The sequence below is a fragment of the Marinobacter flavimaris genome (genome assembly GCF_002933295.1).
Classification (GTDB): Bacteria; Pseudomonadota; Gammaproteobacteria; order Pseudomonadales; family Oleiphilaceae; genus Marinobacter; species Marinobacter flavimaris.
This window is the reverse complement of the sequence record NZ_PSSW01000009.1, coordinates 78,167-99,503: the sequence shown is the minus strand read 5'-3', so window position 1 is coordinate 99,503 and position 21,337 is coordinate 78,167. Positions and strand designations below refer to the sequence as shown.

Annotated in this window: 17 protein-coding genes; 12 read left to right on the top strand and 5 right to left on the bottom strand. The window is 57.9% G+C overall.

Going from position 1 to position 21,337, the window contains the following annotated elements:
- Nucleotides 1-12: 12 nt before the first annotated feature.
- The 3 genes from MDHKLMBL_RS15835 (at nt 13) to MDHKLMBL_RS15820 (ending at nt 2,726) form a co-directional block, all read left to right on the top strand.
- Nucleotides 13-729, top strand: coding sequence for a sulfite exporter TauE/SafE family protein (locus MDHKLMBL_RS15835; RefSeq protein WP_092031852.1), 717 nt, complete (start codon nt 13-15; stop codon nt 727-729).
- A 311-nt stretch (nt 730-1,040) separates the two neighbouring features.
- A complete protein-coding gene (locus MDHKLMBL_RS15825) occupies nt 1,041-2,270 on the top strand; it encodes a hypothetical protein (RefSeq protein ID WP_008172094.1) in 1,230 nt (409 codons plus the stop codon).
- 183 nt (nt 2,271-2,453) lie between these two features.
- On the top strand, nt 2,454-2,726 hold the full coding sequence (locus MDHKLMBL_RS15820; protein ID WP_199185522.1) for a hypothetical protein: 273 nt from the start codon (nt 2,454-2,456) through the stop codon (nt 2,724-2,726).
- 80 nt (nt 2,727-2,806) lie between these two features.
- Here the strand turns inward: MDHKLMBL_RS15820 and MDHKLMBL_RS15815 are convergent, their stop codons facing one another.
- Both MDHKLMBL_RS15815 and MDHKLMBL_RS15810 read right to left on the bottom strand, forming a co-directional pair.
- Nucleotides 2,807-3,847: a M14 family metallopeptidase gene (locus tag MDHKLMBL_RS15815; RefSeq protein WP_241956259.1), complete on the bottom strand. Its 1,041-nt coding sequence runs from the start codon at nt 3,845-3,847 to the stop codon at nt 2,807-2,809.
- Entirely contained in the window at nt 3,844-5,328 is a 1,485-nt protein-coding gene (locus MDHKLMBL_RS15810; RefSeq protein ID WP_008172091.1) for a glutamate-cysteine ligase family protein, read from the bottom strand. Before MDHKLMBL_RS15810 ends, MDHKLMBL_RS15815 begins: the two co-directional genes overlap by 4 nt.
- Before the next feature lie 256 nt (nt 5,329-5,584).
- On the opposite strand from MDHKLMBL_RS15810, the gene cysP reads away from it, so the two are divergent.
- The 7 genes from cysP (at nt 5,585) to MDHKLMBL_RS15775 (ending at nt 13,591) form a co-directional block, all read left to right on the top strand.
- Nucleotides 5,585-6,619, top strand: coding sequence for a thiosulfate ABC transporter substrate-binding protein CysP (gene cysP / locus MDHKLMBL_RS15805; protein ID WP_008172090.1), 1,035 nt, complete (start codon nt 5,585-5,587; stop codon nt 6,617-6,619).
- Between the two features lie 18 nt (nt 6,620-6,637).
- The gene (cysT, locus tag MDHKLMBL_RS15800) at nt 6,638-7,510 is read left to right on the top strand and encodes a sulfate/thiosulfate ABC transporter permease CysT (RefSeq protein ID WP_008172088.1); all 873 of its coding nucleotides are present in this window, start codon (nt 6,638-6,640) and stop codon (nt 7,508-7,510) included.
- A 3-nt stretch (nt 7,511-7,513) separates the two neighbouring features.
- Nucleotides 7,514-8,344 (top strand): sulfate ABC transporter permease subunit CysW, encoded by an 831-nt coding sequence (gene cysW, locus MDHKLMBL_RS15795; protein ID WP_008172086.1) that lies wholly within the window; start codon nt 7,514-7,516, stop codon nt 8,342-8,344.
- A 9-nt stretch (nt 8,345-8,353) separates the two neighbouring features.
- Nucleotides 8,354-9,445, top strand: coding sequence for a sulfate/molybdate ABC transporter ATP-binding protein (locus MDHKLMBL_RS15790; RefSeq protein WP_008172084.1), 1,092 nt, complete (start codon nt 8,354-8,356; stop codon nt 9,443-9,445).
- A 132-nt stretch (nt 9,446-9,577) separates the two neighbouring features.
- Complete coding sequence (locus MDHKLMBL_RS15785; protein ID WP_053114948.1) at nt 9,578-11,977, top strand: Lon protease family protein; 2,400 nt, start codon at nt 9,578-9,580, stop codon at nt 11,975-11,977.
- A complete protein-coding gene (locus tag MDHKLMBL_RS15780; protein WP_053114949.1) occupies nt 11,970-12,836 on the top strand; it encodes a universal stress protein in 867 nt (288 codons plus the stop codon). Before MDHKLMBL_RS15785 ends, MDHKLMBL_RS15780 begins: the two co-directional genes overlap by 8 nt.
- A gap of 35 nt (nt 12,837-12,871) precedes the next feature.
- Nucleotides 12,872-13,591 carry a ZIP family metal transporter gene (locus tag MDHKLMBL_RS15775; protein ID WP_062784806.1) on the top strand — a complete coding sequence of 240 codons (720 nt, stop codon included), beginning with the start codon at nt 12,872-12,874 and terminating at the stop codon, nt 13,589-13,591.
- A gap of 15 nt (nt 13,592-13,606) precedes the next feature.
- On the opposite strand, the gene ftsH is transcribed toward MDHKLMBL_RS15775, so the two are convergent.
- The 3 genes from ftsH to ggt are packed head-to-tail and all read right to left on the bottom strand — an operon-like array spanning nt 13,607 to nt 17,569.
- The gene (gene ftsH / locus MDHKLMBL_RS15770) at nt 13,607-15,520 is read right to left on the bottom strand and encodes an ATP-dependent zinc metalloprotease FtsH (RefSeq protein WP_104271406.1); all 1,914 of its coding nucleotides are present in this window, start codon (nt 15,518-15,520) and stop codon (nt 13,607-13,609) included.
- Nucleotides 15,517-15,765, bottom strand: coding sequence for a thiamine-binding protein (locus MDHKLMBL_RS15765; RefSeq protein WP_014576785.1), 249 nt, complete (start codon nt 15,763-15,765; stop codon nt 15,517-15,519). The genes ftsH and MDHKLMBL_RS15765 overlap by 4 nt, the downstream gene beginning before the upstream one ends.
- Before the next feature lie 40 nt (nt 15,766-15,805).
- Nucleotides 15,806-17,569: a gamma-glutamyltransferase gene (gene ggt, locus MDHKLMBL_RS15760; protein ID WP_092031829.1), complete on the bottom strand. Its 1,764-nt coding sequence runs from the start codon at nt 17,567-17,569 to the stop codon at nt 15,806-15,808.
- 143 nt (nt 17,570-17,712) lie between these two features.
- On the opposite strand from ggt, the gene purU reads away from it, so the two are divergent.
- Entirely contained in the window at nt 17,713-18,567 is an 855-nt protein-coding gene (gene purU / locus MDHKLMBL_RS15755) for a formyltetrahydrofolate deformylase (RefSeq protein WP_008172070.1), read from the top strand.
- Between the two features lie 126 nt (nt 18,568-18,693).
- The gene (gyrA, locus tag MDHKLMBL_RS15750; RefSeq protein ID WP_104271404.1) at nt 18,694-21,324 is read left to right on the top strand and encodes a DNA gyrase subunit A; all 2,631 of its coding nucleotides are present in this window, start codon (nt 18,694-18,696) and stop codon (nt 21,322-21,324) included.
- Nucleotides 21,325-21,337: the final 13 nt, after the last annotated feature.

Sequence of the window (21,337 nt, the reverse complement as noted above, 5' to 3'; positions counted from 1 at the left end):
AAGGACGCACCGATGGAACTTGATGCGATATCTCTGATCCTTCTGGCGCTGGCCATCCCGGCGTCGTTTATTGTCTCCGCTGCAGCGGGCCTCGGCGGTTCCCTGATTCTGGTGCCCGCCATGATGATGGCCATCGGTACCAAAGAGGGGATCGCTGTGGCTGCTTTGTTGTTGGCCTGCAACAACGTTGCGAAGGTGGCGGTTTACCGGAAAACGCTGCCCTGGAGGGCCTCCGGCACCGTCATCATTGCAGTGATGCTAGGCACCGCACTGGGCGCGACTCTGATGCTTAAACTGCCAGAGCTATGGATTCGGTATGCCGTTGCGCTGGTGATTGTTGTCACCCTCGTGTGGGAGTTTTCGCCCTATCATCGCGCGAAAAAAGCTTGGGGGGTTGGGCTAGCGTTCTGTTCTGGCGCTACCTCAGGTATTTCAGGTACTTCGGGGCCGCTCAAGGGCGTTGCACTTCGCAGCCTGCAGCTTGAGCGTTTTTACTTTGTGGGCGCCGCCTCTCTGGTGTCCCTCGTCGGCGACACGACCAAGGCCGTGGTGTTCAGTCAGTCCGGCTTGCTGCAAACCGAGCATTTGGTTCTGGCAGGTATTCTGGTACCGGTAATGGCGGGTTGTACCTTGCTGGGAAGAACCATCAACAGGAAACTGGGAGAACGCTGGTATAGCGTTCTGTTCTGGACCGTAATGGGCGGCTATATCTTGCGACTGGTGACATAAATGGCGGACCCAAAAGAGAAGAAGGGAGTGGGAAAACACCATTCTTTGACTGACCAGGCGCCTGAAAAGCAAGCTGCAAGAGACGCAGCCGAAAAGGTGGCCTCCGGACAACCGGCTGAAAAACCTGATTTCGATCAGAAAGATCAAAACGTTTCGCCGCGTCGAAAGGCGCCGGGGCCCGGAAAAATCTCTCGTCCGTCATCGGAAAGCCAACCGGAGCCGGAAGCCGAGGGAGAACCGGATGAGCAAACATCGGCACCGCCTGAGGCCGTCATCGATGAGGGTTCAAAAGGCCGGAAAGGCAAAAAGCCATGACAGCTATCGTCGATACCAAGCGGTTGAACAGTGGCGACACCGGGGGACAGGCAGCTACAATCCTGGAACCTGCTCTTGCATGCTCCGGCAAACGCATTATCGTCACGGGCAACTGGTTCTGTTCCCGAACCACCGACGGTGGCGACAACTGGGTGTTTGTAGACCCCTACACGGAATTGCCTCCCGCAGGCGCTGGATTCTGTTGCGATCAGCTCATTCACTACTGCTCTGCCAGACGGCTCTGGATCTGGCTTCTGCAGTTTTCCAAGACCACCCAAGGAAACCTGATTCGTGTCGCTGTCAGTTCATCCGGCGCGCCTGGTACATGGACCTGGTGGGATACAACTCCGACGGACATTGACGAACAGTGGTCGGGGACCTGGCTGGATTACCCCGATCTGGCCGAATCAGATAACCACCTCTTGCTGTCGTTCAACGTTTTCAGCACAACCACAGACCGCTGGCAAAGAGCGGTGGTGTTACGACTGTCCCTGGATCAATTGAAGGCGCGTGAAGCGATCTCCCGGGAAGCCTGGTCAACGGAAGAATTCGGATCTCTCCGTTTTTGTCGTGGCATGGGAAGTACGGCGATCTTTGCCAGCCTGAGCTATTTTCAGCCATCTATCGAGGTGTTCCGATGGCCTGACGACGAAGAGGATGTCTCGCAAGTTTCCGTCGCTGTGAGGCATTGGCGCGACGGCCCTTACGCAAAACCTGATGATGCGACAAGTCAATGGATGAATCGCATGGATGATCGCGTTCTCGGAGCGTGGGAGTCAGGCGGTGTTCTTGGTTTCGTCTGGGTGGCCTCGGCGGATGTTCAGCACCCTTTTCCCTTCGTACGCGTGGTGAGAATCAGGAAGAGTTCGAATGAGCTGATTGATGAGCCCGATCTGTGGAATTCGGACCGGGCCTGGGCTTATCCGTCAGTTTGCCCGAACCAACGGGGCGATGTGGGCATAGTCGCGGTGTGCGGTGCCGGAGGCCGCCACCCAACGCTGGGGGTCGGGTGGCTGGATGACAGAGAGTCGAATGCTTTGCCAAACTGGCAGATGGCCCTGGGCGATGCCTCTAGCCACCAGCCCCACGCTCGAGCATGGGGAGACTACCTCGATATCCAGCCAGACCCACGCCGTAAAACCTACTGGATGGCGTCCGCCTTTACTCTTCAGGGAGGTGCGGGAAGGGCAAATATTGTTCCGCAGGTTCTTACATTCAAGCCATAAAACCATTGGCTGCCTGAACGTTATTTTTGTGGGAGGAGCAATGCCATGTATCGCTGCGAGTATTTTGCTATTCACGAGTTGGTGCCACCCAAGGTCTTCCAAGAATGGGGAGAGAAAGCCTGGGAACTGTTGGACGAACGGCTCCTTATAACCCTTGACCGTCTGAGGCGGAGATACGGCCCCATGACGGTTAACAACTACTACTGGGGCAAAGAAAGAGAGTGGAGCGGGCTGCGTACCAAAGACAGCCCATTTTACTCACGCTACAGCCAACATACTTTCGGTCGTGCGGCAGACTGTCTCTTTGCTGAACGAGCCGCTGAAGAAGTACGCCAGGACATTTTGAGCCATTCAACAGACCCTGATTTTGAGATGATTGGAAGCGTTGAGTTAAACGTATCGTGGCTTCACTTTGATGTTCGAAATTGTCACAGGATAAAGACGTATCAGCCATAGATAACGAACGGTTTGTGCTTAATGGGCGAGTCCATGCCATATTGGAGGGACGAAAGGGTCGCTTGCCTTATTGTTTCTTGTCAGAAAATGGGCTCACCAGTCGCCTTGACCGCGTAGAAGAGGCAATCACTCTTCGCAATCACCGGATTGGTGGTGATCATAAAGGCTTTGATGGCCTGCGCGGGGAAGATTTGCCCCTCTCTGACCTGAAAAACCTGCCCCATGTTCTCGGTCCGGTTATGGCCGATGGCGTTGAGTACACTGAGGCCTTTTTTTCCAATCCATCCCAGCGGCTCATTTGGCGATACGATCCCGAAATTTCGGTGTTCGATGTCTGGTGGCAAAGTGAGGTCAGCCCGGCCGGAGGGTTCAGTAAGATATTCTATGGTTGCTTCCGGAACCAGCTCCACCCGAATCGGATTTCTTAGTACCTCCACGTCCCACTCCGCCTTTTCGAGTGATAACACGTCTGGCCTTGAGGCATACCGCACGAGGCCCTCATACGCCAATTGATGGGCCTGATCATCTTGGGACCCACCACATTCGATGGTTACCGTTGGGACTTCCTGCTCGGAGTATTCCATCAGGGCGCCGAGGCGAAGATCTGTCATTATGAGGCGGTCTGTGAACAGAGAGGTCAACGCCTGGTGGGCCGCATCATTGGTGATGGTCACCGCGAAGGAGGGGCCCGTGCCTGAGGTGTTGTGTACGTCCAGCAGGCACTCTGGTTTCGCTTTGTGCAACTCTGCCAGCATGGCCTTTGCGATCGCACCTTCTTCTCCCTCAAACGGCTCTTTGAAACACCGGTTCAGATCACGTCCTTCCGACAACTGGCGCAGTGAGAGCATGGGTGGGATCTTCGCCGGGTAGACGCCTCCCAGCAGAAACAGCATGTTGACATCGGGGGTATGCTGCTCAAGTAGCCACCTGTGAAGGGCAAACAGACCTGAAGGCTCATTGCCGTGAAGCAGCGTTGCCATGGCTCGGGTCCGGGAGCGATCACGACCGGCAACACGAATAATCGTGGGCTTTTGTAGCTGGTCCAACCACTCAAGGGCGGAGCGGCCCAGGGTCCGGGGCGAGGGATCATTCAAATAATCAAGGACGTTCGAGTTACTCACGGCGACAATGTCCATTCATGGAGCGGCGTATTTGTCTTCTGGTTGGCCATGTACAGGGAGAGCATGGTCTGGAAGGCCTCGTCGGGGCTCAGGGATTTGAACAGGGATTCGGTGATTTGGCGTTGCCACCGGGCGCCCGACATGGCGGTTTCAATGCGGCCTTCGATAATTCCCAGCAAGCGGTGAATTTCTGACTCGTCCACGGCTGTTTGTGCCAGTGCGTCCCGGGCGCGGGGTAGCAGATCCCGGGCCACGTTTAACAGGGGCGTATCCTGCAACTGAACCTGATTCTTGTGTGGCCATATGATTTCTGCGCCAACGCCATATTTCGCGGCGCGGTAGAAGTTGTGTTCCGTGTAATGGAAGGGAAGTATCGACGTCAGATGATGAATATCATCAAGGACTGCCAGCGCAGCGCCAATTATGAACAGCCCGTTCGCACACATATCAGCAGCCGTAGGGCCTGCGGGCATTGAGCGAATCTCGATGCGCAGGTGGCCGCCTTCGGTATGGTCGTAGATGGCACGGTTCCAGGGCCAGGTGGTTCCCTGGTGCAGTCGCAGTTCAGCCAGTTTCGGCACATCACCGCGATCAATCACCGCCATCGGGTCTTCCTCCGACATCAGTGGAATGATGGGCGGATAGAGCGATGCCGAGGCGGCAAAGAGTTCCCAGGCGCTGCGTGTCCAGCCATTGCCGTAGTATACCCGTGGCGGATGGCGCCAGGTTTTATGGTTGGGCGATCGGCTGTCGATGGATTGCTTGAACAGGGCAATGCGGGTTTCGTCCCACAGGTGGTGGCCGAACAGGCTGGGTGAATTGCTGGCCAGAGCGAGGACAACCGGCGTGACCAGTTGGACCGCATTGAAGTAATCGGCAAAACGGTGTGCGGGCACCCGCCAGTGAAGCTGGAAGGACGTGTTTGCTCCTTCCATATAGACGTCGTCAGCTTCCAGATTGATAACGTCGTTACCACCAATATGGATGCTGAATGGCTCTCCCCGTTGCTGGATCAGCGCTTTGGATAACGCATGATAGCGGGGCTCGTCTGTCATTGCCTTCGCACCCATATCAGACTGGCGAAGCGTGGGCAGAATGCCGATCGGCACCAGTTCTCCATCCAGTGATGCGGCGTGCTGGTTGATCCGTTGGATCGCAGAGAGCAACTCCTGCTCTGTTCTGGCGAAGGGAGAGCCCTTGAAAGCCTGGGGGCTGAGATTGTATTCGAGATTGAAGCGGTTAAGCTCAACCGTCAGTTGAGGGTCCTGAACGCGGGCGGCGATTTCGGTGTTGATAGGTTGAACGCGCAGGGCCGGGTTTACGATGTAGAACTCTACCTCGGCTCCGATGGAGCTTGCGCCTTCGCCAAAGCCGGGCCTGTTCAGAAGACGAGTAAGTGCCTTGAGATCCGTCCTGACCTTGGCGGCAAAACGTTCAAACTCTTCCGGCGCAAACTCTGTTGTCTTGATCGACAGTCCCACGGCAACGTCTTCTCTAGCGCTGACTTACCTTGATAGTAGTGGAAGATGCGCTGTACACCACCTCAGCGACGCTAAATCATCGGTAGGGTTTTCAATGGTGATTTATATAGCTCAAAGTTATTAAAGGAGTTATAAATCATCTAGGTGGAGTATTGTTGTTCCTAGGTGACTACTTTATCTTTGCGTTCTAAGAAAACGCCGACCTATTCCTCTGGCGTATATAAAGATTCCGAGTTAACTGGGAGCTCTGCCGACTATGCCGAATTCGATTTTTTCCGGTTCCAAAGCCCGTAAGGGCCTGTGGTTCAGTGCGCTGGCACTGGCGTTCTCGCTAACAGGGCCGGCTTCTGCCCAGGAGCGTGAGCTTCTGAACTCATCCTACGACATTGCCCGCGAGCTGTTTGCCGAATACAACGTTCTTTTCCAGGACTATTGGAAAGAAAAAACCGGCGAAACCGTCGATATCCAGCAGTCACACGCTGGCTCTTCCAAGCAAGCGCGCGCCATCCTGCAGGGGCTGGGTGCGGATGTGGTTACCTACAACCAGGTCACCGACGTAAACATTCTGGCCGAGCGCGGCAACCTGATTCCCGAGGACTGGGCATCACGCCTGCCAAATAACAGCTCTCCGTACTATTCCACCATGGCGTTCCTGGTGCGCGAGGGTAACCCCAAGAATATCCAGAACTGGGATGATCTGATCCGCGAAGATGTCGAACTGATCATGCCGAACCCGAAAACCTCCGGTAACGGCCGCTACACCTACCTGGCGGCGCTGGGTTTTGCCCAGGACAAGTTCGGTGACGACCAGGAGAAGATTGATGCTTTCCTCAGCGACCTGCTGGGCCAGGTTAAGGTATTCGACTCCGGCGGTCGTGGTGCCACCACCACGTTTGTGGAACGGGGCCTGGGTGATGTGCTGCTGACCTTCGAATCCGAAGTGAACAACATTCCGGCCCTGAACCCGGACAAGAATTTCCAGGTTGTGGTCCCGAGAGTGAGTTTCCTGGCCGAGTTCCCGGTGACCTGGATCGACAAGAACATCGAGAAGAAGGGCACCGAAGAACTGGCTCAGGCCTACTTGAAGCATCTGTACTCCGAAGAAGCCCAGCGCATGCTGGCTGGATTCAACTACCGGGTGCACAACGAAACCGTGAAAGCGGAAGTGGCTGACAAGTTCCCCGAACTGAAGCTGATGCCGATTCAGGACATCGCCGGCAGCTGGGAAAATGCCATGGAGACCCACTTTGCCAGTGGCGGCAAACTGGACCAGTTGCAGCGTCGCCGCTAAGGGATGCGCAGCTGATTCATGGCCACCACTGACGTTTCGGAGCGCCCGTCAAAGCGGCTGAGCGCTCCCGCCACCAAACGCGTTTTGCCGGGGTTCGGACTGAGCCTCGGCATTTCGCTTTTCTTTATCAGCCTGGTGCTGCTTCTGCCCATCAGCGGCCTGTTTATCCGTGCCGCCGGCATGGGGTGGGAGCAGTTCTGGTTTGTGATCACCGATCCGCGGGTGGTTGCGTCCTATAAAGTCACCGCGCTGGCAGCCCTGGCAGCGTCTCTATTCAACTGCGTGTTCGGCCTGCTGATGGCCTGGGTGCTGGTGCGTTACGAGTTTCCCGGCAAGCGGCTGCTGGATGCGATCATGGATCTGCCTTTCGCGCTGCCAACCGCCGTGGCCGGCATCACACTAGCAACCTTGTTTGCCGAGAACGGCTGGTATGGGCAGTATCTCGCCGATCTGGGTATTGAAGTGGCATTCACACCGCTGGGTATTGTGGTGGCGATGGCCTTCACCAGTGTACCGTTTGTGGTGCGCACGGTTCAGCCGGTACTGGAGGAAATGGCGCCGGAGGATGAAGAAGCCGCCATGAGCCTGGGTGCTTCGGACATGACGGTCTTTCGGAAAATCCTGTTCCCGACACTCTGGCCGGCTGTGGTGACCGGTGGTGCGCTTTCGTTTGCCCGCAGCCTTGGGGAATACGGCGCGGTTATCTTTATTGCCGGCAACTCACCCTACATCAGTGAAGTGATCAGTCTGATGATCTTTGTTCGCCTGGAGGAATACGATTTTCCGGCGGCCAGCGCCATTGCCGCAGTGGTTATGACGGTATCGCTGTTGCTGCTCCTGGCGATCAACGTCTGGCAGGGGCGCTATCTCAAGCGCCTGCACGGAGGTTAGGGTATGGCTGTGCGTAAACATCGCCGCGTTGGCGACAACCCTCTGGTTCGTCGCACTCTGATCGGAATCGCCGTCGGCCTGACGGTGCTTCTGCTGTTTATGCCCCTGGTGCTGATTTTTGTGCAAGCGTTTGCCGAGGGTTGGGCCGGTTACGTCAGCAATATTCTCAACGAGTACACGCTCCATGCCATTGGCCTGACGCTCGTGGTTGCGCTGCTCACGGTCCCGTTAAATATGGTGTTCGGCGTGTTCCTGGCCTGGCTGGTGACCCGCTTCCGGTTCCCTGGTCGCAAGCTGCTGACCACATTGATTGATATCCCGTTCGCCGTTTCGCCTGTGGTTGCCGGCCTGCTTTTCCTGCTGCTCTACGGCAGCAATGGCTGGGTGGGGCAGTGGCTCGGTGAATACGACATTCAACTGATGTTCTCCTGGCCCGGCATTGTGATGGTTACCGTGTTTGTGACCTGTCCGTTTGTGGCCAGAGAACTGATCCCGCTGATGCAGCAACAGGGTCGGGAAGAGGAAGAGGCCGGCGTGGTGCTGGGCGCGTCCGGCTGGCAGCTGTTCCGGCGGGTGACCTTCCCGAATATCCGCTGGGCGCTCCTTTACGGCGTGATCCTCACCAACGCCCGGGCTGTAGGCGAGTTCGGTGCCGTGTCGGTGGTCTCGGGCAACATCCGGGGCGAGACCAATACGCTGCCGTTGCAGGTAGAGCTGCTTTACCAGGATTACAACACCGTGGGCGCTTTTGCAGCTTCTTCGCTGCTAGCAGGTATTGCGCTGATCACGCTTGTCGTCAAGGCCATCGTTGAATGGCGTCAGAGTCGTAACTAAGGGTTTCCAATGAGCATCGAGATACAGGGTATCAACAAGTTTTTCGACAAGTTCCAGGCCCTGCATGACATCAATCTGACCATTCCGGATGGCCAGCTCACGGCATTGCTGGGCCCTTCCGGTTCGGGCAAGACCACGCTGCTGCGGATCATTGCCGGCCTGGAAACTCCCGAAGAGGGCCGAATCCGGTTCAGCGGCAAGGATGTGACCGATCTGCATGTGCGGGACCGGCGTGTGGGGTTTGTGTTCCAGCACTATGCGTTGTTTCGTCACATGACAGTGGCCGAGAACGTGGCCTTTGGCCTCAATGTGCTTCCGCGCAAGGAGCGTCCCGGCAAGCCCGAGATCCGCAAGCGGGTAAAAGACCTGCTGGAAATGGTGCAGCTGGAACACCTGGCCGACCGCTACCCCGCGCAGCTTTCAGGTGGGCAGAAGCAACGCATCGCCCTGGCGCGGGCCATGGCCATGCGCCCGGAGATTCTTCTGCTGGATGAGCCCTTCGGAGCGCTTGATGCCAAGGTGCGAAAAGACCTTCGCCGCTGGCTGCGCAGCCTCCATGACGAGCTGCATTTCACCAGTGTTTTCGTGACCCACGATCAGGAGGAGGCCCTGGAGCTCTCCGACCAGGTGGTGGTGATGAGCAATGGCCGGATTGAACAGGTTGATACGCCCTTGGAGCTTTATGGCCGCCCGGACAGTCGCTTTGTGTTCGAATTTCTGGGCCAGGTGAATGTGTTGTCCGGCAAGGTCCGCGACGGCGTCATGAGCCAGGGCGACGCCTGGATTCGCTTGCCCGAAGGCTGTGAAAACGACGACGCCCAGCTCTATCTGCGGCCCCACGAGGTGCGGCTGACTCAGGCTGCCAGTGATCAGGCCCACCTGCCATTTCGCATAGAGGCCATCAACCTGATTGGTGCGGAAGTGCGGATCGAACTCAAGCCCGATGGGTGGGAGTGTGAAGAGTTGTGGGAGGTTGGCATCAGCCATACTGAGTTCAACGCCCGCCAGCCCCAGCGGGGCGACCGCTGCTTTGCGGTGCCGGATGTCGGGCATCTGTTCTGTGAACATGCGGTGGAGCCCAAGACCCTCGAGTGGCGTTAGGGCCCCCCGATTGTTGGAGCAGGGCCCCAGCCATAATCTATAGTTTCCTGATGAGGGGGCGTTGCCCCCGGATTACTCGTTCGACGTAATCGGCGTACTCCACCTTCGGGTGGAAACCATCAGGAGGATGTAATGCCACTACCCACCCCCTTAACCGGAGACCAGGTCTACCACGTTTGTCCGGAAAACAAGCTGGATTTCGTAACCACCGATGACCTGCAAGACCTGGATCAACCCTACGGTCAGGACCGGGTTTTGCGAGCGCTGGAATTTGGCGCCGGTATTCGGGCAGAGGGTTTTAATCTCTTTGTCCTCGGACCCTCCGGGGCAGGTAAACACGAACTTGTCGAACGCTTTCTTTCCCTGAATGCAGCCAGGCAACCGGTTCCTCCAGATTGGTGCCATGTCTATAACTTCCGCTTTTCAGATCGGCCGGGCGCAATCCAGCTGCCAGCGGGGCAGGGGCAGCAATTCAAGAAAGACATGAGTGAGCTGGCAGAAGAGCTTCGCACGGCCATTCCGGCGGCTTTTGAAAGCGAGGAATACCAGGCCCGCTTGCAGGAGCTGCAGGAAGAAATGGCCAAGCGGCAGCACCAGGGCCTGTTCGAGATCCAGGAAGAGGCCAACCGCAACAACATTGCCATGATCACAACGCCAGCCGGTTTTACCTTTGCCCCCATGCGCAAGGGTGAGGTGATCGATCCCGAGGAATACAAGAACTTTTCGGATGAAGAGAAACAACTGGTTGAATCCAAGGTTGAGGAGCTTCAGAAGAAGCTGCAGCAGACCATCCAGCAGATTCCCAGGATGCGGAAAGAAGTTCGGGAGCGCGTCCACGCTCTGAATGAAGAGATGGTCCAGCTGACACTCGGCGGCCCGATCGGGGAACTCAGGGGAAAGTGGTCCCACCTCCCGGATATTGTGGACTATCTGGATGCGGTCCGCGAAGACGTGGTGGAGCATGCCGAAGCCTTTCAGGACGGCGATAACGGGCCACCGGCAGGGCTGCTGGCCCGTTATAAGGTCAACTTGTTGGTGGATAATGCCGAAACCGTAGGCGCGCCGGTCATCTATGAGGATCTGCCCAATCATCAACACCTGGCGGGGCAAATCGAACATCGGGCCCGGCAAGGCAATCTCTATACCGACTTCACGCTGATTCGCGGTGGTTCCATGCACCGTGCCAACGGCGGCTATCTGATCATTGACGCCCGCCGGGTGCTAACCCAGCCGATGGCCTGGGAAAGCCTCAAGAGGATCCTGTCTTCAGGCGAAATCCGCATCGAGTCCCTGGAGCGGCTCTATGGATTGGTGAGTACCGTCAGCCTGCAGCCGGAGCCCATTCCGGTGTCGGTCAAGGTGGTTCTGCTCGGGGACCGGATGCTCTATTACCTGCTGTCCCACTATGATCCCGACTTTCTGGACCTGTTCAAAGTAGAAGCGGATTTCGAGGACGACCTGGACCGCAATGAAGAATGCTATGAACTCTACGCGCGCATGATCGCCACCATGGCCCGGGGCCTGAAAATGCGACCGCTGGAGCGAAGCGCCGTGGCCCGGCTGATTGAACATGCCAGCCGGTTGGCAGCAGACCAGCGCAAACTGACCGCCCACGACCGGGTGCTCCGCGACATTCTGAGCGAGGCAGACCACTGGGCGGGACAGGCCGGGGCCGATACGGTTGAAGCCAGCCATCTCCAGCAGGCCATTGATGAACGGGAATACCGGGCCAGCCGGGTCCGGGAACGAAGTCGCGAGCAAATCAGCCGGGGTGTGGTGATGATAGCCACTACTGGCGAGGAGGTAGCTCAGGTAAATGGTCTTTCGGTGCTCAGGCTTGGGGCGTCGATGTTCGGGCAGCCTACCCGGATTACCGCCACGGCCCGTCCCGGTAAGGGGCAGGTGGTGGATATCGAGCGGGAGGCCAAACTCGGCGGCCCCATTCACAGCAAGGCTGTGATGATTCTTTCCCGCTTCCTGGCGAGCCGGTACGCCGGCGACGGCGAACTTTCCCTGTCGGCGAGTCTTGCCTTCGAGCAATCCTACGGTGGGGTTGAGGGCGATTCCGCGTCGGTGGCAGAAACCTGTGTACTGCTTTCAGCCATTGCCCGGGTGCCAATCAAGCAATCCTTCGCGGTCACCGGTTCGATGAACCAGCATGGCGAGGTCCAGGCCGTAGGAGGTGTGAATGAGAAGATCGAGGGCTTTTTCGATGTCTGCAAGGAAGCCGGCGACGTTCGCGGGCAGGGCGTTTTGCTGCCCGCAAGCAATGTTGAGCACCTCATGCTGAGAGCCGATGTGAGGCAGGCGATCGCTGAAGACCGGTTCCGGATCTATCCGATTTCAAGCATCAATGAGGCAATTGAGCTGCTAACCGGTCTTGAGCCCGGAGAACCGGATAGTAATGGCGAGTTCCCCGAGAACAGCTTCAATCACCGGGTTGCCGAACGCCTGGAGAAGTTCGCGGAGGCCAGCAAGAAACGGGACGAGAACGGAGAAGCGAACAGCAGCGGAGGCAAGGATCGTGACTGATAGGCCAGCAGACCAGGCTGATCCCCGCACCACAACCGGTCGTGTACTGGTACTTCTCGATGGTTCCAGGATGAGTTACGCCGCCTTGCAGGCTGCGGTCGGGATTGCCGCGAATACCGGTGCCGATGTGCTCGGTGTGTTTGTTGAGGAGCTGAATCAGCTGCGAAGCGCCGGCTATGGTTTTGCCCGCGAAGTGGGCGGTTCGTCCGGTATCAGCCGCCCCCTGGCTGCTGGCGACGTTGAACAGCGCATGCAAAGGTTGGCGAGCGAGGCCCGCCGTGCTCTTGCAGGTGCCGTCGCGTCATACGGTGGCAGGCAATCCCTGAGTGTCGCCCGGGGCCATGTGATTGATGAGGTGCTGGCGCTCGCCGGCCCTCAGGATCTTCTGGTGCTGGGCCGCGTTGGTTGGTCCTCCGAGCCCGGTGCGCGCTTGGGCTCGACGGCAAAAGGGCTGGTTCGTCGTTCCCGGGGAAGGGTCTTGCTCTGGTGTGAAAGTCGGGCCGAACCTTTGGGCAGGGTTGTGGTGTTTCTCAATGACCATCATGGCGCTAACGGCCGCGCTGTCCAGGCAACCGCTGAGGTGGTTCGTCATTCCCACCGGCCCGTGACACTACTGTTGGGCGCTGACTCGACGGTCTCAGCCGACGATCTTAAAGGCGTCGCGCAGGACCTGGGTATTCAGGAATCGGAGCTTCGTGTAAGGTCTCTGCCATCAACGGATCCGGCTGTTGTGGCCGGAATTCTACGACAGGAAAGGGCGGTAGAGCTGGTGCTAAGCCGGGAATGCACACTGCTCCAGGAGCCCGGCGCAGAGCGATTGTTGGTGGCCCTGAACCTTCCCGTCACGGTCACGCCCTGAATCCCATCGGTTGCTCCATAGGTCTTGATTAGCTGATGTTTATAGATGTTCTCTCCATTGTTGGACTGACCGTCCTTGCCGGCGCCTGCATTCCACTGGGCGGACTGCTCGCCAGCTTTGAACGGATCCGACCCAATTGGCTGGAGCAGGAGTTTCGCCATTTCGTGATCGCGCTCGGTGGCGGCATCCTGCTTGGCGCGGTCGCTGTGGTTTTTATTCCGGAAGGCCGATCCAGCATGGGAGGATCCCTTCTTGCGATTCCGGCTATTCTTGCGGGCGGGCTCATATTCTTCCTGATAGAGCGGGTTCTCGGTTTGAAACGCCGTGAATCTCCGCAGCTCCTGGGTGTGATGCTGGATTTTATTCCGGAAGCTGCCGCGCTGGGCGGGCTCGCCGTGGTGAACACCGAGATTGCGCTGCTCATGGCGTTACTCATTGCCTTGCAGAACTTGCCGGAAGGGTTCAACGCCTATCGGGAGTTGCTTTACCTGAAAGGCCACAGCTCCCGAAAGACGCTGGTCTTTATGAGTAGCCTGGTGATCACAGGTCCGGTGGCCGGCCTGTTTGGCTATTTCTTCTTGTCGGAGCGCCCCGTATTACTGGGCTCACTGATGCTGATGGCTTCCGGGGGTATTCTGTACCTGATTTTCCAGGACATCGCTCCTCAGTCGAGGCTTGACCGGCATTGGGGGCCACCTCTGGGAGCGGTCCTTGGGTTCTGTATTACCCTGTTCAGTCATGACCTGGTGATCTAGGCCATGACTTGAGTATCAGGCAATCTTCCGTGCATCTTCCTTGCGCAGGATTTCCTCGACGTCCTCTGCTGACAGCGTTTCCTTTTTCAGCACGGCTTTGGCCAATGCGTCCAACTGGTTTCGGTGCTCGGTCAGGAAGTCGAGGGTTGCCTTCTCGAGGGCCAGGAGCTGGGACTGGATTTCCTCGTCAATCATTTCAGCCATCTTTTCGCTGAACTCCCTCGGCATGCCCATCTCCCGGCCCAGGAAAACATGTTCCTCGCCGATGTTCAGGCCCAGCGGGCCGATCTTTTCGCTCATGCCCCACTGGCCGATCATCTTGCGTATCAGCGCGGTGGCCTCCTTGAGGTCGTTCTGGGCGCCGGTACTGACTTCTCCGTAGATCAGCTTTTCCGAGCAGCGACCGCCAAGCATCACCTTGATGCGATCCTTCAGGTAGCTTTCGGTGTAGGTGTAGTGATCTTCCCGGGGGGTTTGTTCCGTCACTCCCATGGCCATGCCGTGAGGAATGATGGTCAACTTGGTAAGCGGGTCCGCGTTCGGCATATAGTAGGCCATGATGGCGTGGCCACACTCGTGGTAGGCAACGGCCTCACGCTCCTGCGGGTTCAGCTTGGTATCCCGTTCTTCACCGAGAATAATTCTGTCCCGGGCCAGATCAAAGCAATGGGCATTCACCTCATGCAGGCTTTCGCGGGCTGCGGTGAGCGCCGCTTCATTTACGAGGTTCTTGAGATCCGCCCCGGAAAAGCCGATGGTGCGTGCGGCCAGTTGATCCAGGTCGACATCATTCGCCAGGGGGACCTTTCGCACGTGAACGGCCAGGATCGCCGCGCGGGCCTCCTTGTGGGGGCGGTCGAGAGTGATCTTGCGGTCAAAACGGCCCGGGCGGAGCAGGGCACTGTCGAGTACGTCCGGCCGGTTGGTGGCAGCCAGTACCAGAACATTTTCGTGAGCCTCGAAACCGTCCATTTCCGTGAGGATCTGGTTCAGTGTCTGCTCTCGTTCATCATGGCCACCACCCAGGCCCGCACCACGTGATCGGCCAATGGCATCCAGTTCGTCGATGAAAATCAGCGCCGGCGCGTCTTTCCGGGCTTCCTTGAACATGTCCCGAACCCGCGCGGCGCCAACACCCACGAACATCTCGATGAATTCCGAGGCGCTGATGCTGTAGAAGGGCACTTCGGCTTCGCCGGCGATGGCCCGGGCCAGTAGTGTCTTGCCGGTGCCCGGCGGGCCGACCAGAAGCACGCCCTTGGGCATGACGGCACCCAGTGCCCGGTATTTTTCGGGAGATTTCAGGAAATCGATGATCTCGGCAATTTCCCGCTTGGCGGATTCAATGCCGGCCACGTCATCCAGGGTGGCGGTAGAGGTTTCCTTGTGGGCCCGCCGTGCCTTGGAGCGGCTAAAATCAAACGGGCCGCCACCCTGTGTCATTCGTTTCTGCGCCGCACCCCAGAACCAGAACATCAGCGCCAGCAGCAGGATCCAGGGCAGGAAGCCGCGAATCATTTCCTGCCACCAGGGCAGACCTGATGGCGTGGCCCGAATGGTGACACTGTGCTCTTCCAGAAGGTTGAGCAGCGATGGGTCTTCCATGGGCGGGCGGATGGTATGGAAACCGGGCGTGCTGGTGTGGGGTGGGCTGTCAGAGCTGAAATCGGCTGCACCGCTGTCGGTGAACAAGCCGGTAATGGCTTCTTCTTTCAACGTGACTTCTGCCACCTGATTGTTTACAACGGCCGTCTTGAATTCCGAGTAGGCCAGGTCCTGAAGCCGCGGTTGTCCGCCATCCTGCAGCCAGAGCACCATCAGGAAGATGGCAGCGCTCAGCCAAAGGAACGCATACTGGTTCGGAATGACCGGTTGCTGGTTCTGATCCGGTTTCTGTTGCTGGTTGTCTGGCCCACTCGGTGCTGTCATTTCGGTCTCCGGTCGCCCTCCATGATCTTCGCCACGAAGACAGATTTGCCGTAGGTCTCGAACGACCATTTCATGGTGTCCGAGAGCACGCCCATAACCTCATCATAGTCGCCGAAAATCTCGGTGCTCATTCGCCCCGGGTAGACTTCCAGTCCGGTCTGCTCCAGGCGCGCGATCAGGTCTTTGATTGGCTGCTTGTACTCCTCTTTCAGGGGATAGCAGCTCAGTTGTACAGAAAGATACATAAAGCCTCCATTCAGGTCAGTGACCCTGGTCAATTGCCCGTTAATAGCCCATGGCCGACGAAGTGCTCCTCCTCGGGTCAGCGCCACCATTGAGAACACCGTCTTCGTCAATCAGGATGCTCTGGATGGCGCCCATGGCTGATCCACCGGCCACCGTGTGCCCCCGCTCCTGCAGAAGCCGGATGGTGTCGGGGCTGATGCCCTGTTCGATCCGGATTTCATCCGGCAGCCACTGGTGGTGCATGCGCGGCGCGCTCACGGCGGTCTGGATATTCATTCCATGATCAATCACATTGAGGATCACCTGCAAGGTGGTGGTAATGATCCGGGAGCCTCCGGGGCTGCCGGTCACCAGAACGTTCTTGCCATCCTTCTTAACGATAGTGGGCGACATGGAGCTCAGCATGCGTTTGCCTGGCTCGACCTTGTTGGCTTCGCCGCCGATCAGGCCATAGGCGTTGGGTACACCGGGCTTGGCACTGAAGTCGTCCATTTCGTTGTTAAGCAGGAATCCAGCGCCTTCCACCGTAATGCCTGACCCGTAACTGAAATTGATGGTGTAGGTGTTGGACACGGCGTTGCCCCATTTATCCACAACGGAAAAATGGGTGGTTTCAGGGCTTTCCCAGGCAGCCGGCTGGCCGGGATCGATGTCGCTGGCCGGTCGTGCCCTGTCCGGATCAATGCCTTTGCGCAGTTCTTCTGCGTAGCCTTTGCTGGTTAACCCGGCCAGCGGCACCTCCACATAATCCGTGTCGCCAAGGTATTTTGAACGGTCGGCGTAGGCCAGTTTCATGGCTTCGGCCATGTGATGAATCGCATCAGCGGAGTTATGGCCAAACTCGGCCATCGGGAAGCCTTCCAGGATATTCAGGATCTGGACAATGTGCGTGCCACCGGAGGAGGGCGGCGACATCGAGAAAATATCGTACCCGCGATAGTTGCCGTGAACCGGCGCCCGGACAACCGGGCGATAGTCTTTCAGGTCCTGGTGCGTGATGAGGCCGCCATTCCGTTCCATTTCGCTGGCAATCAGATCGGCGGTTTCGCCTTCGTAAAAGCCTTTCACGCCGTTGTCGGCAATGCGCTGGAGTGTTGCCGCCAGTTCCGGCTGTCGAAAGCGTTCCCCGGGCTGCCAGGCGCTGCCGTCTTCCTTATAAAAGGTGTCACGGGTGGCGGGCCATCGCTCGAGTCTCTCCCGGGCCTGCTCCAGACCTTCAGTAAAACGCTGGGGCACTACGAAACCGTCTTGGGCCAATTTGATGGCCGGCGCCAGTGCCTGCTTGAGGGTAATGGTGCCGTGCCGCTCCAGCGCCAGTGCAAGGCCGGCAACCGTGCCCGGAACCCCTGCGGCCAGATGGGTAAAACGACTGCGGTTCCTGACCACCTCGCCGGATTCGTCCTGGAACATGGTTTCTGTGGCGGCAGCGGGCGCTTTTTCGCGATAATCAATGGCTTCCGGATCTGATCCGTCGCCCCTGGAAATCAGCATGAAACCGCCACCGCCAATGTTGCCGGAACGGGGCTGGGTGACAGCGAGTGCAAAACCGGCGGTAACGGCTGCATCGATTGCATTGCCGCCGTTTTTCAGCACTTCCAGAGCCACCTCGGTGGCCAGTGTATGGCTGGTGGCAACCATGCCCTGGGTTGCGGTAACCGGGTGAAACCGCTCACCCTCGAGAATGGCCTGTCCGAAGGCCGGCGCGGTGGTGATGAAAAAGGTCAAGGCGGCCGCAATCGAAAGGCGGCCTGAGCGCCCCGTGGCGAGGTTTTTGATTGTGCGTTGGTAGAGGCCTCTATCCATATCTCCATTCCTCGTTTCTGGCGTTCAGATAGGCTATGATAGCCGGTCATTTTCATAGGTGCGTACCGTTAACCTGCCGTTAATGTCGGCGGTGATTCCCCGACGCACCTGCTTTCCCGGATTTCAGTTAAGGAAAGGCTTTCATGGAGCATACCTATCGTCTTGTGATTTCCTGCCCCGACCGGGTGGGAATTGTCGCCAAGGTGAGTAATTTTCTGTCGACATACAATGGCTGGATTACCGAGGCGAGTCACCATTCCGACACGCAAACCGGCTGGTTTTTCATGCGGCACGAGATCAAGGCCACCTCGATTCCGTTCGGTCTGGACCAGTTCCGCGCCGCGTTTGAGCCGATTGCCCGCGAATTCAATATGAACTGGCACATTGCCGACTCGGCCCAGCCCAAGAAAGTCATCCTGATGTGCAGCAAGGAATCCCATTGTGTGGCTGATCTGCTGCACCGCTGGCACAGCAAGGAGATCAATGCCGAGATCGTGGCGGTCATCTCCAACCACGACGACCTGCGCCGGATGGTGGAGTGGCATGAGATTCCCTACCACCACGTGCCGGTAAGCAAGGAAAACAAAGAGGAAGCTTTCGCCCATATTGATGAGCTGTTCCAGAAATATGAGGCCGATGTGGTGGTGCTGGCGCGCTACATGCAGATCCTTCCTGGCGAGCTCTGCGAGAAATACTCCGGCAAGGTGATCAATATCCATCACAGCTTCCTGCCGTCTTTCGCCGGTGCACGCCCCTATCACCAGGCCTACAGCCGCGGTGTTAAGCTGATTGGTGCCACCTGCCACTACGTGACTCAGGACCTCGACGAGGGCCCGATCATCGAGCAGGACGTTATCCGGATCACCCACAGCGACTCTATCGAGGATATGGTTCGCCTGGGTAAGGATGTGGAAAAGAACGTGTTGGCCCGGGGCCTGCGCTCACACATTGAAGACCGGGTGATCACCTACGAAAACAAGACAGTGGTGTTTGATTAAGGCTGCCTCACAGTTGCCCCGGAAAGGGTGCGACTGTGGTAGACTTGGCGGCTTGTTGAAGAATAACTATGGGGCCCGGAAACGGCCCCGATACGACTTCCAGATAACGCAAAGGAACCTTTCTCGATGGGTGAGTTAGCCAAAGAGATCCTGCCGGTCAATATTGAAGACGAGTTAAAACAGTCCTACCTCGATTACGCCATGAGCGTGATCGTCGGGCGGGCGCTTCCGGATGTGAGGGATGGCCTCAAGCCGGTTCACCGCCGCGTTCTGTTCGCCATGTCCGAACTGAACAACGACTGGAACAAGGCCTATAAGAAGTCCGCCCGTGTGGTGGGTGATGTTATCGGTAAATACCACCCCCACGGTGACTCTGCGGTATACGACACCATCGTACGTATGGCCCAGCCGTTCTCCCTGCGGTATCCGCTGGTTGATGGCCAGGGTAACTTCGGTTCCATCGACGGTGACAACGCGGCTGCCATGCGTTACACCGAGATCCGCATGGAGAAGATCGCTCACTCCCTGCTGGCGGATCTGGACAAGGAAACCGTCGATTTCGTTGATAACTACGACGGCACCGAGCGGATTCCCGAGGTTCTGCCCACCCGGGTTCCCAATCTCCTGGTGAATGGTTCTTCCGGTATTGCCGTTGGTATGGCCACCAATATTCCGCCGCACAATCTGACGGAAGTCGTGAATGGCTGCCTGGCGCTGATTGATAACCCGGACCTGACCATCGATGAGCTGATGGAATTCATTCCGGGCCCGGATTTCCCGACCGAGGGCATTATCAATGGTCGTGCCGGCATTGTAGAGGCCTACCGCACCGGCCGCGGCCGCATCTATATCCGTGCCCGTCACGAGATCGAGCACGACAACAAGACCAACCGCGATGCCATCATCATCACCGAGCTGCCGTATCAGCTGAACAAGGCCCGCCTGATCGAGAAGATCGCGGAGCTGGTAAAAGAAAAGCGTCTTGAAGGTATCTCCGAACTGCGGGACGAATCCAATAAGGAAGGTATCCGGGTGGTGATCGAGCTGCGTCGGGGTGAGAACCCGGACGTTGTGGTCAACAACCTGTTTGCCCAGACCCAGCTTGAAACCGTATTCGGCATCAACATGGTTGGCCTGATCAATGGCGAGCCGAAAACCCTGAATCTGAAGCAGCTGCTGGATGCGTTCGTTCGTCACCGCCGTGAAGTGGTGACCCGCCGGACCATCTACGAACTGCGCAAAGCCCGTGAGCGTGGCCATATTCTGGAAGGTTTGACGGTTGCCCTGGCCAACATCGACGAGATTATCGAGCTGATCAAGGCCTCGCCGTCCGCCGCCGAAGCGAAGGAAAAACTGATTGCCAAGGGCTGGTCGCCGGGCGATGTCATGGCCATGCTGGAACGTGCCGGCCAGGACGCCTGCCGTCCGGACGACCTGCCAGAGATCTATGGTCTGCGTGAAGGTCTGTATCATCTGTCACCGGAACAGGCCCAGGCCATTCTGGACTTGCGTCTGCACCGCCTGACCGGTCTGGAAACCGAGAAGCTCCAGAACGAATACAAGGAAATTCTCGACAAGATTGCCGATCTGCTGGACATCCTGGGCGACCCCGAGCGGCTGCTCCAGGTGATCCGGGAAGAGCTGGAAGCGATCGTTACCGAGTTCGGTGACGAGCGTCGTACCGAAATTACCAGCTCCCGTCGCGACCTGACCATCGCCGACCTGATTGATGAAGAAGACCTGGTGGTGACCATTTCCCACAGTGGTTACGCCAAGACCCAGGCAGTGGAAGACTACCAGGCTCAGCGTCGTGGTGGTCGCGGCAAGGCAGCAACCTCCATGAAGGATGAAGACTTTGTAGAGAAGCTGCTGGTTGCGAACTCCCACGACACGATTCTGTGTTTCTCCAACCGTGGCAAGGTTTACTGGTTGCGGGTCTTCGAGATTCCGCGTGCCAGCCGCGCCTCCCGCGGTCGGCCCATGGTGAACATCCTGCCGCTGGACGAAGGCGAGCGTATTACCACCTTCCTGCCAGTTCGGGATTATCCGGAAGACCAGTTCGTGCTGATGGCCACCTCGGCCGGTGTGGTCAAGAAAACGCCGTTGCCGAACTTCTCGCGTCCGCGCAGCAGCGGCCTGATTGCCCTGTCGCTGGATGAGGGCGATACCCTGATCGGTGCAGCCATTACCAAAGGCGATGCCGAGGTCATGCTGTTCTCGACCGCTGGCAAGGCGGTGCGCTTCAACGAAGAAGCCGTTCGTCCCATGAGCCGGACAGCCCGTGGTGTTCGCGGTATCAAGATGCCGCAGGGTCACCATGTGGTGTCGCTGATCATACCGCAGGACGGCGGGGTTATCCTGACTGCCTCCGAAAACGGCTACGGCAAGCGTACCGCCATTGACGAGTTCCCGACCTACAGCCGCGGCAGCCAGGGCGTTATCGCCATGCAGTGCTCCGAGCGTAACGGTAACCTGGTGACAGCCCTCCAGCTGTTCGACGGTGACGAAATGATGCTGATCTCTGACAAGGGCACGCTCGTGCGTACCCGGACAGACGAAGTGTCGGTTCTTAGCCGGAACACCCAGGGCGTGCGCCTGATCAAGCTGAGCCAGGAAGACGAGCGGCTGGTTGGCGTTGAGCGGATTGCGGAAACCGACGACGAAGAGCTCGACAGTGAAGGCAATCCGATTGTTGCCGACGAGAGCCCGGAAGAAGGCCAAGAAGGCCAAGAAGGCGAGAGTGCCGGCGACGAATAAGCCGGCACTTGCC